This is a genomic window from Pedobacter sp. KBW06, from assembly GCF_003852525.1.
Lineage (GTDB): Bacteria > Bacteroidota > Bacteroidia > Sphingobacteriales > Sphingobacteriaceae > Pedobacter.
Map to the genome: position 1 here is coordinate 2003115 of NZ_QAJL01000001.1, position 13632 is coordinate 2016746.

Here is a 13632-nt window from a genome sequence, read left to right on the forward strand (position 1 = left end):
AGTTTTACAGAGATGAAGTATTTGCTGATCTCTGTAATGCTATGTGCCGGAACCTTTCTTTTTTGCTCCTGGGGTTTCTATGCCCATAAACGGATCAATCATCTTGCTGTTTTTACGCTCCACAACGGCATCAATACATTTTACAAGGCAAACATCAAATACCTCAGCGATCATTCTGTAGATGCTGATAAACGACGTTATGCAGACTCTGCCGAAGCACCAAGACATTACCTTGATGTGGAAGTCTATGAATCAAATATTGACAGCATTCCCAGGACATATAATGAAGCGCTAAAAAAATACGGGGCGGAGAAATTAAGCAGCAACGGAACGCTGCCCTGGCAGATCCAAAAGTCCTACTACAAGCTCGTCAATGCCTTTAAAAACAGGGATTCGATAATGATCCTGGTCTATTCTGCCTACCTAGGGCACTATGTTGCCGATGCACATGTTCCCCTTCATACCACACAAAACCATAACGGGCAACTGAGCAATCAACATGGCATCCATGCTTTCTGGGAGAGCCGTTTACCGGAACTGTTTGCCGAAAAGTACAATTACAGGGTTGGCAAGGCTGCATATATAGAAGACCCGCTCGGGAAGGCCTGGAAAATCATCAGCCATAGTCATGCGCTGCTGGATAGTGTACTGACACTGGAAGCCAGGCTTAACGCCAGCTTTCCTGCCTATAGAAAGTACAGCTTTTCGAAAAGAAACCAACAGGTGATGAGACAATACTCTCTGGCTTATTCCAGGGCTTACCATGAACAGATGAACCATATGGTGGAAAGACAGATGCGTGCCGCGATTTTAGCCACAGGCTCCTATTGGTATTCTGCCTGGATTGATGCCGGACAGCCGGAATTGCGGAATCTGATTCAAAAAAAAATGTCTTCATCAGACCTGAAAAAGGCTGAGGAAGACAAAAGAAGTTATGATAAAGGACAGCTGATTGGCCGGGAGCCTTAGCTTTCGATGATATCTTTAGGTTTAATCCTGCTTTTAATTGCGGCGTAGATCACCGGAGCGAAAGTCACGACTGCAATGGTGATGATCACAATAGAGAAGTTATCTCTGATCACCGGAATTTGTCCCAATAAGAAACCTGCAAACAACAAACTACCGATCCAGCCAAGACCACCTACCACATTGTAATAGGTAAACCTGCCAAAAGGCATCTTTGCTACTCCGGCAACAAAAGGCGCTATCGTTCTGAAGATCGGAAGAAAACGGCTAAACATAATTGCTTTTCCACCATGCTTCTCAAAGAATTCATGCGATTTATTGTAATATTCAAGTTTTAGAATCTTATTTCCTTCTTTAAAGACTTTTACGCCAAAGAAACTGCCGAGCCTGTAATTCAAACTGTTTCCAAGGATGGCGGCGGCACTTAACAGCAGGAACATGACCCAGATGTCCAGACCTGTGCCTCCTTTTGCAATGAGTGCACCTACTGCAAACAGCATTGAGTCGCCGGGTAAAAATGGAGTAACCACAAAACCGGTTTCAGCAAAAATAATTAAGAAAAGAATAAGATAAGTCCATGTTTTATAATCACTTACCAGCTGTACTAAAGCCTTATCGGTGTGTAATATAAAATCTACCAGTTGTGAGAAAAGTTCCAAGTTGTATAAATTAAGCCCAAAATTAAGAATATCATGGCAATAACCATGCTATTTTTGATTTAGTAATGTAAATTTAATTAGCTGTGAATGAATAAGCTTTCAATTCCGTTGATGCACTTCCGCTAAGCCAGATCGTATAAATCTTACCCGCCAGGATTCCCAGGTCTATTTCCGGATTGTTGGTTACGCCCGTTCCCGAAGCAATGAACTTCGTTCCCGGATCTACCTGAAAGTAGTTGGTGCTGCTGGTAAAAGGGATGGCAGTGACCAGGTCTGTACCCGTACTTGTCTTTATGGAAATGGAATTATTCAGAAAACCATTCAGGTGAATAAACCTGACTTTAGCTTTTCCGGCGTTCGGGGCAGTAAGGTTATCCCCTATTCCCAGAAGTTCGGCTTTGCCCTCTAAATTTTTAAACAGAAAGATCGAATAGCTGCCGTCAATGGCAAGCGATCCGTTGATGCCCGCTGTAGGTTGGGAGGTTGCTTCATCGGCAAAGGCCAGGGATTGTGTTCCTGAGACCACGGGAAATAAAGCAGAAGCCTGTCCGTAATTGACAAGTCCTTCTCCAAACCGTTTACCATTGACATAAAAAGACTGTGCGCTGGAACCATATGCGGCATTCACATACCTCAATTTCGCTTCTCCTACAGGAACAGGTTTAGGGTCCTTAAGGCAGGAGCTCAATAGCGTTACCAGGCCAATGCAAATGACAGTCAGGGCTAAATTAACACTTTTTGGGTAAGAGAACTTTTTTTCCATGACAACAACAATTTAATTTACAAAGTATTTTACAAAAAGAAGGCTTGGTCAAAAACCAAGCCATTCCAATATATTTAATTTTAAATTTAGTTATAGTTATTCAGCATTACCGGCATCACCAACATCAATACGTCTTCGTTTTCGTCGTTTGTTTGTGGGATCAGTAATCCTGCGCGGTTAGGTGTAGAAAGTTCCAATGTTACTTCTTCTCCGCTCAGGTTGCTCAACATCTCGATTAAGAAACGGGCATTGAAACCAATTTCCAGATCTTCACCTTCATACTGACAGCTCAGACGCTCATGTGCCTCATTCGCGAAATCTAAATCCTCAGAAGAGATGTTCAGTTCACTGCCATTGATTTTTAAACGCACCTGATGTGTGGTTTTATTAGCGAAAATAACCACCCTACGCAGGGTATTTAAGAACAATGCACGGTCAATGATCAGTTTATTCGGGTTATTCGCAGGAATTACTGCTTCATAATCAGGATAACGCTCATCGATTAAACGACAAACCAGGTTGATGTTTTCAAATTTAAAGAAAGCACTTGTAGCATTGTAATCCACAGAAACATTCGCATCAGTAGAAGGAAGTGCTGCTTTCAATAAGGTCAATGCTTTTTTAGGAAGGATGAAAGAAGAAGCTTTATCTCCTTTGCTGTCCATTCTTCTATATCTTACCAGTTTGTGTGCATCGGTAGCCACAAAAGTAATGTGTTGTTCAGAAAGCTGGCAGTATACGCCTGTCATTGCCGGACGTAACTCATCACTGCTCACTGCAAAAATAGTTTTGGTAATCGCTTCTGTTAATACTGAAGCTGGTAAATTTACAGAAGAAGCATTTTCTACCGTTGGTATTTTAGGAAAATCATCTCCATTTTCTCCACTTAATTTATACTTACCATCACCGGCACTGATTTCAATAGAAAAGGTATTGTCATCTATATTGAAAGAGATCGGCTGATCAGGTAGTGTTTTTAAAGTGTCTAAAAGTATTTTTGCCGGCACAGCTACTTTTCCGCCTTCTTTAGACTCCACCGGTAAGGAGGTTGTCATGCTGGTTTGTAAATCAGTGGCAGATATGGTTAAACTTCCGTCTTTAATCTCAAAGAGGAAATTTTCCAGTATTGGCAATACAGTACTACTGCTTGACGCACCGTTTACTGTTTGCAAATGTTTTAATAACGTTGATGTGGATACAATAAATCTCATAGTATGATCTAGTCAGTTCTCAAAAATATAAAAATTACCTTGCATACTTATGCTTACGGTAATAATGTTGAAAAATTGCGAACGATATTAACAATAATAAAGGCAAAGCCATATTGATCAATTGCCATTGCAGCTTTTCTGTACGCAGACCTGCCTTATCCAATAACCTGATCTTAACCTCCTTATTGCGCAAAGTAATTAAATTATCATCATTTGAGAGGTAATCTGCAATATTTAACAACAATGCTTTATTTCCGTAGCTTTTTTGGGTGTATCTGTCGAAACCTAAGGGAAATGCAGAACCATCCTTGCTGCTCAGCTGATTTTTGAAGACATCGCCATCACCAATGACAATCATTTTGTTCGGCTTACTTTGGGCAGGAACCGCATAATTTCCGGTAATGCCCGCCGGAACCGCGCGGTTCAGGAATATGGAAGGGAAAGTCCCTTCAATTAATACCCCAAGATTTTGCGGCACACTGGCATAATCCCGCGGATCGGGTTGTTCAGCCACCATTTGCAGAGAAAGCAATTTTGGCGCGTTGAAAACCTTATTAAACGGAGAAGAATGCAGGATTACCGTCTTCTTCAATCCTTTTACCCCGATCGTGTCTACGGTACTGCTAAATTCCCCTCTCACCGCATCGATGTTTTTGACAAGGTTATGCGCCGTATCCGGCATCAGCAATGGGTAATACACCCATGGCGCCAGTTCTATTTGTCCCTGCTGTCCCATGCTTAGCGGAATCTCTACACAATTCGCGTCTGCGATCAGGTTGTAATTTACACGGGCACCATACATAAACAACATGTCGTCTATGTTTAGCTTTTTATTGAAGGCCAGCTGCTCGCCCGATCCCTTCAGGCTATCCAGGTCGGCACTCACCTGGTCTATCGTCCAGACTACCCTGCCCCCTTTCATGACAAAATAATTGATCTTGTATTTTTCGGCCTCCGTAAATTCCTGCTGTGGTTTTGCAATGATCAGCACCTTCAATTTATCCAGTCCCGCAGCATCAATGGTATTCAGGTTTACCCGTCCTACTTCATAACTTTCTGAAAGGCTGTTGATGGCATCATTTAAAGACAGGTCCGGCAACTCTCCGTTACCTTCTGTAAAGCCGATTCGGGGATGCTCATTACTCAGCACTTTCTGAATCGCGCCGGTAAACAGGTATTCCAGGTTCTGAATAGAATTGTTGATGTTTTCCTCGTAACTTCCCGTAGCATTCAGATTTTGCAATAACCGGAGCGGCAACTGATGATCCCCGGCCTCGAGCATCGCCATCGGAAAAACCATCTTTTGCGCAAAACCTGCGTCATTTTTAATGTTTACGGTGGTAGGTTCGATCCCCAACTGGTATAAATTATTGATCAAGGTATCCTGTTCTGGTATCGAAAGCCCTGAAATCGGGTCTTTGAAAATCACTTTTATTTCTTTTCCTGAATACGCTTTATAATCAGCAAGCAGATCTCTGGTGGCATTTCTCAGCCGTTTAAAAGGAGCAGGCAGGTCACCATCTAAAAATACAGTAATCGTAATTGGCTGACTGATCTTCCCGAGAATGTTTTTTGATTTCGGTGTCAGGCTGAACCGCTTTTCTTTGGTGAAGTCAATTCTGGTATACAGGTATTGCGCAAGAACATTGATCAGGATTAGGCCCGTCACAAAAACAAAAATGCTGAGTAGTTTTTTTCTGTTGCCTACCATTTCCGACCTCCGATCACAAGTTTAGTCAGTCCCAGAAATACAGCAATGAAACTGAGAAAATAAATCAGATCACGGGTATCCAATACCCCCCTGCTGATGGATTGGTAATGTTCATTTACACTCAGGCTCAGTAATATATTTTCAATGGCACGGAAACCGAAAATCTGGCTCATGGCATCAAATCCGCTATAGGCGATGAAACAAAGAAATACGGCAATGGCAAAGGCCACAACCTGGTTTTTTGTAATCGAAGAAGCAAAAATTCCGACAGAGAGAAAGGAGGCCCCCAATAACAACAAGCCGATATAAGAACCAATGGTTGCCCCGGTATCGATATTTCCCTTTGGCAAAGCCAGCTGAGATACAGAATAAAAATAGATCAGCGTAGGGATTAATGCAAAAAGCACCAAAACAAAGCAAGCGAGGTATTTGGCCAGTATGATCTGCCAGTCGGTGACTGGTCTTGTAGCAAGTAAAATATAGGTCCCTTCCCGCCTTTCCTCTGCAAAAGAACGCATGGTAATGGCAGGAATAAGAAAGAGGAATAAAAAAGGAGCGAGGTTGAAAAAACTGCTCAGCTCAGCATAGCCATATTCCAGAATGGAAGTATCCGGAAAAAACCACAACAATAAGCCAGAAGCCAGAAGGAAAACCCCAATGGTGATATAAGCCATTAAGGAGTTCAACAAACTAAATAATTCCCTTTTAAAGACAGCGTACATGCATTTTAATTAACGATGCCGAAGTTAGAAAATATCAAACAAATGAACTCATTATTGGTTGGCTATTTATTATTTTAAATATTAAAACGCCTCAGACACGACGATTCTCTAAAATATAGAACTGTCTTTCGCATTTAACCTGATGTCTTCTATACACAAATTGTTACCCACAGCAGTAATATAATCCGTTTTACTACTGTGGATAACAGATCACACCATTTTAGTTAAAAATGTTTTTCGGCTCTATACTTATACTGTATATATTTCCTGATGGTATTTCAAAAGTTTTATATTTCATTGCGCCAGATGGATCAAGGAAAGTACCAGTAATTATTGGCTGATCGAAAGTTACCACTGCTTCTCCCAAGAAATCAGAGGTAAGCGTTGTCGCTACACTATGGGTAATTTTATTTCTTGTAGTAGCACTAGCTCCAAATTTAAAACCTAATTTGGCTGTTGCCCCAAATTCAACTCCGAAGTTAGCTGCATATGTTGTCTCATTTTCATAAGTTTTTGTTTCGGTCTGAGCGTTATCTTTCTCATAAACGATGAATTTCCAAGCAGTTCCATAGCTTTCTAGATCCCATGGAACCAATCGAATGTTGGGATTAAATTCTTTTGGGGTAATACCAGTTATTTCGTAAAATTTAATATCTATCTTAGGAAATCCCAGCTTAATCTGATCAACCATTTTATATTGAACATCAAATAAATCATTGGGACCAGCACTCATAACGTAAACATTCTGTGATCCGATACCATTTCTTGCATTAATTAAAACAGTTATCCAAAATTCAAAATTACCTTCTGTCCACATGGGAATACTGACATCCTTATTACCCCTGTATCCAGTCATAAACTTATAATTAGGTCTTGGATCTTCGTCCTGATCAGCGATGATACCTAAAGCGTTAGGCGTTAGAAACTTAAATGAAGTGATATACTCAGAATAATTACGTTTCAATTGTCCTTTTTGATTACTAGCAGTTAATCCATAGTACACATAATCTCTTTGCCACTCATTTCCTGAATTATAAGCTTCAATGTTAACGGGATCTATGTCAGTTGAGTTAACAACCCTTTCCGTCATTACTTTCTTATTAACACCATTAAACGCCTCGTTTGCGAAAGCGAAGGATAGGTTACCTTTACGAAAAGCAATATTATGACTAGCACTTTCTGTTTGCACCGCTATGCTCGTCCTTGATGAAACATCGCCATTTACGACCAGTCTTTCATTCTGTTTAATAACCAGGACAGGTCCGCCCGGGATTTGGTTAGGTTTAAGAACCACTTTATCACCCGAACCACTATAAAGGGATATATTATTTTCTCCAATATTAGCTGCCGCCACCAATGGAATTTCTGTTACTGGGTTCCATTTTTCTGGTGAAAACTCTGGTAAAGTCGGAACAAATATCGTCAATAAAGGCAATTCAGCTTCAATTGAATCTAACTGCTTAGCAGAACCTCCATAATGAATAAGTTTTTCTCTAACTGTGGCTATCCCATCTACTTTTTCATCTCTAATCATTTGATATAAGACATCATAGTCTTTATCAAATTGCTTTACACTTTCTTGTTTTAAAAAGGATCGTAGCCCCTGATCTTGGCTTACTGCTTTGGCCAAGATAACAGCAAATTTAGTCTGTGCATTATTACTCTTCAAATCCACACTAGATAAAATGTCTTTTCCATTCTCTTTACTCACATCTTTTTTACAAGATTGTGAAACAACAGAAAGAAAAACACAAGAACAAAGGATGATTAATTTCTTTTTCATGTTTTATTTTTTCTTAAATTGATTTACAAACTCAAATATACAGCTGAAAATCTAAAAAAGAAATTAAAACAACTTAAATAGAAATTTAAAAATAAAAAAATCTAATTAATAGAAAAAAACACAATAAAACACGCGACAACATTCAACCCACTAAAAATTATAGCCCGCCCTAATGCCAATAAAAGAACGGGTACTGCTGCTTCTCGTCCAGCTTTCGTAACGGATACCCAGATCTACAACTCCATTATCCGAAACAGGGAATGCTACCCCAACAGCAGGCACGTAAATAAACGAAGTCCCTGAGCCGTTGCCACTGGCAGTAGAAATGGAGACACCCAGTTCAGCACCACCATAAATGTTTTCCGCAAGGAAATACCTTGCTCCTGCCTTTACCGGAATAAAGCCTTCACTGTATTTGAGATTAAGTATGGTCTTCTTTCCTTTTAATTCGAGATACCCCACATTTCCGGTAATACTCAGATTTTTGGAAACAGGATGCTGATATAACAGAGAGCCCCCTACTCCATAATTTGTCTGATCTTTAAAACTGCCCATAGGAAAGGCAAAGTCGGCACCAATCCCGAATTTCGGGCCTTCCATAGCAGGATCTCCGGTTTGGGCTTTTGTAGCGGTGATTGTGGCAAATGTGAAGAAAGCGGAGAGCAACAATAATCTTTTCATGAGATCTAATTAATAAAATACAGTCTGAAGCTAAATTTAGACACATAGATACAAAAAAAATAAATGACCGGTATCCTGAAGATTGACGTTTAACTCTTTTGAAGAGCTCAGGAATCCATTTATCAACTCTAACCTGATCCAAAATAGAATAAAACAACAAAGCCTTCCTGTACACAGGAAGGCTTTGTAAGATTCTTTAAAAGAATCTATAAGCTTAAGAGGTAAGTTTTACAAACCGAAGTTAAAAGCAGCTCTTACACCAATGAAAGACGGAGTAACTAAAGCATCTCCTTTAGACCATCCCTCGTAACGTACACCTAGATCAATTGCAGCTTTATCTGCTACAGGAAATTCAACACCAAGACCTGGTGAATAAGCGAATCTTGTTCCCACACCGCTTTTGGTTCCAAATGAAGCACCAACCTCTGCGTTAGCATAGAAGTTTTCTGTAATAAAATATCTTGCACCAACTTTAACCGGAACAAAGCCCGTTGTGTTTCCACCAATAATATCCTTATCCTTGATGCTCAAATAACCTGCACTTGCAGTTAAGTTCAAATTTGGAGCAACTGGATGTTGGTACAATAACGAACCTCCTACACCAAATTTAGCAAGATCTCCAAAGTCTCCCATTGGAAACGCGAATTCAGCACCTATACCTAACTTAGGGCCGTTCATAGCAGCATCTTTCTGTGCACTAGCATTAGTGAATGCAAAAATACCTGCGATTGCTGTTAGTAAAAATAACTTTTTCATGTGTTTAAGTTTAAATTTATATTACTGATTTAAAATCAACCCTTAGATACAAAAACTTGGCCAAATGTTACAAACACATGAAAAAAATTTAATTAAGAGGTCAGTTTTCGGAAAATATCCTCTAAAGAAGCCATTTTGTGTTCATTTTTAAGTTCAGTAATTGTAGCATTCGCTACAATTTTGCCTTTATTAATGATGATGACTTCATCACAGAGTGCTTCTACCTCCTGCATGATATGGGTAGAAAGGATCACTGTCTTGTCTTTACCAAGGTTTCTGATCAGCTCCCTGATGTCTGTCAGCTGGTTTGGGTCGAGCCCTGAAGTTGGTTCATCCAGGATCAATACTTTCGGGTGATGAATGATGGCCTGAGCCAGGCCTACCCTTTGCCGGTATCCTTTAGACAGCATAGAAATCTTCTTATGCTGTTCCGGAACCAGGCCCACCTTTTCTATCGTTTCTTTTACACGTAATGCCGCATCTTTCAATTGATAAGTATTTGCTACAAACAGCAAAAACTCCTGGACGTACATATCTGTATACAATGGTGTATTTTCAGGCAGATAGCCCATAATGCGCCTCACTTCCAGGCTGTCCGCCTGGGTATCAAAGCCACAAAGCTTAGCGGTACCCGATGTAGGTTTTAAATAGCCGGTCAGCATTTTCATCGTGGTTGACTTCCCGGCACCATTAGGGCCTAAAAAACCCAGAATTTTTCCTGGTTTAGCTTCAAAGCTAATCTCGTCTACTGCTTTCTGCTGGCCATAATGTTTCGCCAGTGCGCTTACCTGAATACTCAATTTACTTTATTTTTTTAATGTGTACAGACGTTATCTTCTTATCTTTCCGATATTGATCCAGTTCTTTTCCTGCCATCACCAGGTTATCTGTAGAGATCATATCTGCACCACTATCGGCGTACATATAATAATACTTAATATTTTTCCTGATCATTGCACGTTTATCTAAGTTACCCATTGTCCCCATGATACAGGAAATTCCTTTTTGATGTAAGGCCCAAAAAGCTTTCTGATCAAATCCACCCGTTCCCACAAAGGCAACCATTCTATTATAAGGAAGGCCCTTGGATTTTAAGCGTTCCAAATCATTACTGTATTTAGCCGAAACAGAAATCATCAGGTCCGGGGCCAGCTGATGTACTTCTACCGCCTGATTGTCATTATAAGTAATGATGATCGAATTCGATTCAGATTTAGTCTTGCGCACTTCCTCAATGATTTTAGCAAAAGGAACGCCCCTTTTCACATCAATGGTAAACAATACTTTCCCCTTGCCCCAGCTGAGCACCTCTTTTAAAGTAGGAATTTTATAGGCCGTTAAGGTTCCAAAATTGTCTTTCAATTGCAGTTTCTGCAGTTCGGCATAGGTATGCGCTCTGATCAATCCGGTCCCGTTACTGGTCCTGTCCAGCTGATCATCATGCATTACCACCAACACCGAATCTTTGCTCAATGCCACATCAAACTCAATCACTACAGGCTGATAAGTTGTTGCATTTTCGAAAGTAGCGATACAATTTTCAGGAAAACCCTTCATAGGGCCTCCTCTATGTGCACTGATCAGCGGGTATCCGGGTGTCTTTCTGTTTAAAAAATCTCTTAGTTCCTGAGCATTCCCAAAGGAAATGTAATTTTTTGTCTGGGAGGTACAGGATACGGCAAGCAAAAGAAAGCCCGCCAGAAGCAGATTAAATTGTTTCATGTTCAAAAGTAGGAAAATTAGGCATAAAAGCACCAGAAGAAAAAGCCCTGAAGCGGATTTACCCGGGCTGGCGACAGGCAAAAGACCGCTTACACAACGGCTCCTTATATACTCGATTTATATCCCTTGCTTACCCGCCTCTAACACGCTTTCAAGCGGGCTTGCACCGGGTATAGACCGAGGTCAGACCCAGCTCAGATAAAAGCTGTTCCGGGACAGTTCCGAACCGCTTATTCCGGATATAGGTTTACAAAAAAAACGTCCTGATTTTGTGCTATTCCTGTCTGGCCTTTACACCCCCCGGATTGTATTTTCGGAATCATCCAACTTAGTTGAGCCAATTTATTTGTTAATCTTCTATATTTGCATCACTATGGCAAAGAATACTAACGACGAACAATTTAAAAATGTAATATCACACGCCAAGGAATACGGTTTTGTATTTCAAAGCAGCGAGATTTATGATGGACTAAGTGCTGTATATGACTACGGACAACTAGGTGCTGAATTAAAGAACAACATCAAAACTTATTGGTGGAAATCCATGGTTCAGATGCATGAGAACATTGTAGGAATAGATTCTGCAATCTTTATGCACCCGAAAGTATGGAAAGCCAGCGGACACGTAGATGGATTTAACGATCCTATGATCGACAACAAAGATTCTAAAAAACGTTACCGCGCCGATCAGTTGTTAGAAGATAAAATTGCCCGCTACGAAAAAGACGGAAAAACAGAAAAGGCTGCAAAATTGCAGGCTGATATGGATGAGGCTTTACAGGCAGAAGACCTTCCACGTTTAAAATTATTAATCGAGGAGCATGAGATCGCCTGCCCGGTAAGCGGAACCAAAAACTGGACTGAAGTACGCCAGTTCAACCTGATGTTCAGCACTCAGTTTGGTGCAATGGCAGAAGGATCTGACGAAGTATATCTACGTCCGGAAACGGCACAAGGTATTTTTGTAAACTTCTTAAACGTACAGAAATCAGGAAGAATGAAAATTCCTTTCGGAATTGCACAAATTGGAAAGGCTTTCAGAAATGAAGTGATTGCCCGTCAGTTCATCATGAGAATGCGCGAATTTGAACAAATGGAAATGCAATTCTTTGTTCGTCCGGGTGAAGATGCCAAATGGTTTGCTTACTGGAAAGAAGCGCGTTTAAAATGGCACCAGGCATTGGGTACTCCTGCAGAGAAATACCGTTACCATGACCATGTGAAACTGGCGCATTACGCCAATGCTGCGACAGATATCGAGTTTGAATTCCCTTTTGGATTTAAAGAAGTAGAAGGGATCCACAGCCGTACAGATTTCGACCTTACACAACACCAGAAGTTCTCTAACAAGAAAATGCAATATTTTGATGCAGAACTGAATGAAGAAGGAAAACCTTATGGAAACTATATTCCTTATGTGATCGAAACTTCTATCGGTTTAGACCGTATGTTCCTTTTAACAATGATCAATGCTTTTGAAGAGCAGGACCTGAGCGATGGAGAAAAACAAGACAGCAGAACATTACTACGTTTACACCCTTGTTTAGCACCAGTAAAAGTTGCCATCTTCCCATTAACTAAAAAAGACGGTTTACCGGAAAAAGCAAGAGAAATCATGAACAGTTTAAAACTTGATTTCAATTGTATATACGAAGAAAAAGATGCCATCGGAAAGCGTTACCGCAGACAGGATGCCATTGGTACTCCTTTCTGTCTGACGATAGATCACCAGACCCTGGAAGACGATACCGTAACCATCCGTCATCGCGATACCATGGAACAACAGCGCATCGACATTAAAGACCTGGAGTCTTTAATCTCAAGCAAAGTGAGCTGGAGAAACTTATTGCAATAAGTTCCGAAACGATACTTCTGAAAAAACCGGTGTTAAAAATAACACCGGTTTTTTTATTTTAAAACTTTACTCAGGGTATATTCCCAATTCATACGCGCAATATTCAGCACAGAAATATCCTGAGGACATTCCACTTCACAGGCTTCGGTATTGGTACAATGTCCAAAAGCTTCGATATCCATCTGTTCTACCATAGAAAGCACCCTTTTCCTGGACTCTATCTTTCCCTGTGGCAGTTTGGCCAGGTGGGCAATTTTTGCAGAAGTAAATAAGGCAGCACTCGAGTTTTTACAAGTGGCCACGCAGGCACCGCAGCCGATACAGGCTGCCGAGTCAAAGGCCGATTCTGCATGTTCATGGCTCACAGGAATTCCGTTTGCTTCCGGTGCCTGTCCTGTGTTTACCGAGATGAAACCTCCCGCCATAATGATCCTGTCGAATGCCGACCGGTCTACCCGCAAATCTCTTTTTACCGGAAAGCCTTTACCCCGGAAAGGTTCTACATAAATCGTATCTCCGTCTTTAAATTCCCGCATGTGCAGCTGACAGGTCGTGAGGTGCGGGATTGGCCCGTGTGCACGCCCGTTGATCATCATTCCGCATTGGCCACAGATGCCTTCCCTGCAATCGTGATCGAACTCCACCGGCCGGTCCCCGCTAAGAATCAGCTGCTCGTTCAGCGTATCCATCATTTCCAGGAAGGACATATGAGGAATGACATGATCCAGCTCATAATCTACTAGTCTGCCGGGGCTTCCGGCATCAGTTTGCCTCCATATTTTCAAATTGATCTTCATGTTCCG

General features: G+C 41.0%; 13 protein-coding genes. 2 read left to right on the forward strand and 11 right to left on the reverse strand.

The genetic code is table 11. The features are described from left to right. Window positions 1–12 precede the first annotated feature (12 nt). On the forward strand, window positions 13–969 hold the full coding sequence (locus DBR43_RS08160; protein WP_124579597.1) for a zinc dependent phospholipase C family protein: 957 nt from the start codon (window positions 13–15) through the stop codon (window positions 967–969). Here DBR43_RS08160 and DBR43_RS08165 read toward each other — a convergent pair. From DBR43_RS08165 to DBR43_RS08210, 10 genes are all read right to left on the reverse strand, one after another. After that, entirely contained in the window at window positions 966–1625 is a 660-nt protein-coding gene (locus DBR43_RS08165) for a VTT domain-containing protein (protein ID WP_124579599.1), read from the reverse strand. The two genes, DBR43_RS08160 and DBR43_RS08165, sit on opposite strands and share 4 nt — an antisense overlap. Window positions 1626–1698: 73 nt before the next feature. After that, window positions 1699–2388: a DUF4397 domain-containing protein gene (locus DBR43_RS08170; RefSeq protein ID WP_124579601.1), complete on the reverse strand. Its 690-nt coding sequence runs from the start codon at window positions 2386–2388 to the stop codon at window positions 1699–1701. An 86-nt stretch (window positions 2389–2474) separates the two neighbouring features. After that, entirely contained in the window at window positions 2475–3599 is a 1125-nt protein-coding gene (gene dnaN / locus DBR43_RS08175; protein ID WP_074609461.1) for a DNA polymerase III subunit beta, read from the reverse strand. 34 nt (window positions 3600–3633) lie between these two features. After that, a complete protein-coding gene (gene gldG / locus DBR43_RS08180) occupies window positions 3634–5310 on the reverse strand; it encodes a gliding motility-associated ABC transporter substrate-binding protein GldG (protein ID WP_124579603.1) in 1677 nt (558 codons plus the stop codon). Continuing rightward, on the reverse strand, window positions 5304–6032 hold the full coding sequence (gene gldF / locus DBR43_RS08185; protein WP_124579605.1) for a gliding motility-associated ABC transporter permease subunit GldF: 729 nt from the start codon (window positions 6030–6032) through the stop codon (window positions 5304–5306). Before gldF ends, gldG begins: the two co-directional genes overlap by 7 nt. Window positions 6033–6252: 220 nt before the next feature. Continuing rightward, entirely contained in the window at window positions 6253–7815 is a 1563-nt protein-coding gene (locus tag DBR43_RS08190) for a hypothetical protein (protein WP_124579607.1), read from the reverse strand. A 150-nt stretch (window positions 7816–7965) separates the two neighbouring features. Then, window positions 7966–8496 (reverse strand): outer membrane beta-barrel protein, encoded by a 531-nt coding sequence (locus tag DBR43_RS08195; protein WP_124579610.1) that lies wholly within the window; start codon window positions 8494–8496, stop codon window positions 7966–7968. A gap of 228 nt (window positions 8497–8724) precedes the next feature. Then, window positions 8725–9252, reverse strand: a complete 528-nt coding sequence (locus tag DBR43_RS08200) for an outer membrane beta-barrel protein (protein ID WP_124579612.1) — start codon at window positions 9250–9252, stop codon at window positions 8725–8727. Between the two features lie 92 nt (window positions 9253–9344). Further along, entirely contained in the window at window positions 9345–10052 is a 708-nt protein-coding gene (locus tag DBR43_RS08205) for an ATP-binding cassette domain-containing protein (RefSeq protein WP_124579613.1), read from the reverse strand. 1 nt (window position 10053) lies between these two features. Further along, window positions 10054–10974, reverse strand: coding sequence for a glycerophosphodiester phosphodiesterase family protein (locus DBR43_RS08210; protein WP_199756986.1), 921 nt, complete (start codon window positions 10972–10974; stop codon window positions 10054–10056). A 373-nt stretch (window positions 10975–11347) separates the two neighbouring features. Here DBR43_RS08210 and DBR43_RS08215 point away from each other — a divergent pair, with 373 nt between their 5' ends. Continuing rightward, window positions 11348–12829 carry a glycine--tRNA ligase gene (locus DBR43_RS08215; RefSeq protein ID WP_073230325.1) on the forward strand — a complete coding sequence of 494 codons (1482 nt, stop codon included), beginning with the start codon at window positions 11348–11350 and terminating at the stop codon, window positions 12827–12829. Window positions 12830–12882: 53 nt separating this feature from the next. Here DBR43_RS08215 and DBR43_RS08220 read toward each other — a convergent pair whose 3' ends face one another. Next, window positions 12883–13626 carry a succinate dehydrogenase/fumarate reductase iron-sulfur subunit gene (locus DBR43_RS08220; RefSeq protein ID WP_124579616.1) on the reverse strand — a complete coding sequence of 248 codons (744 nt, stop codon included), beginning with the start codon at window positions 13624–13626 and terminating at the stop codon, window positions 12883–12885. Between the last annotated feature and the right edge of the window lie 6 nt (window positions 13627–13632).